Annotated in this window: 1 pseudogene; it reads left to right on the top strand. The window is 56.6% G+C overall.

Annotation, left to right across the window (positions count from 1 at the left end):
- A pseudogene (locus NRB16_RS29340) lies at positions 1 to 514 on the top strand (hypothetical protein); the annotation flags it as partial.

Genomic DNA, 514 nt, shown 5'->3' on the forward strand with positions numbered 1-514 from the left:
TGTCGTCGAACTGGACACGCAGATCAGTTCGCAAGGGAATCCGGGAAGTATCAGCAAGCAAGGCGACCTGGTGGGAAAACCCGTCTATCTGCTCGGTTCACTGGACCCGGTCACCGGCCAGCGCAGTTCCTCCGGCCCGATGATGGTGGATCTGGACCCGACATCAACGGTTACCACCCAGATATTTGTCGGTGGTCTTCAGATCGGCAACAACGGCGATACTCAGCTACTGATCAACTGCGATACCGTTTGCAGCAGCCTGGATGTAAAGCAGCGAATACTGGGACCGGCAACCATGGATGCGCCAGGATCCTTCGCCCTCAGCGGCACCTTTCAACTGACCTTCCCGCGGGACAGCATCGTCAGTTACAACCAGAACAGCGAAGCCCTGAAATCGATCATCGAGGCCCCTGGCGCAACCGGAATCGTCCTGCGTTTCGTCATGTTCGAGATGTGCCCGACCCTGACCACCCAACAACTGAATCCTGATTATGCAGCCAGGAAATACACACCC

It is taken from the genome of Pseudomonas sp. LJDD11, from assembly GCF_024584215.1.
GTDB lineage: Bacteria > Pseudomonadota > Gammaproteobacteria > Pseudomonadales > Pseudomonadaceae > Aquipseudomonas.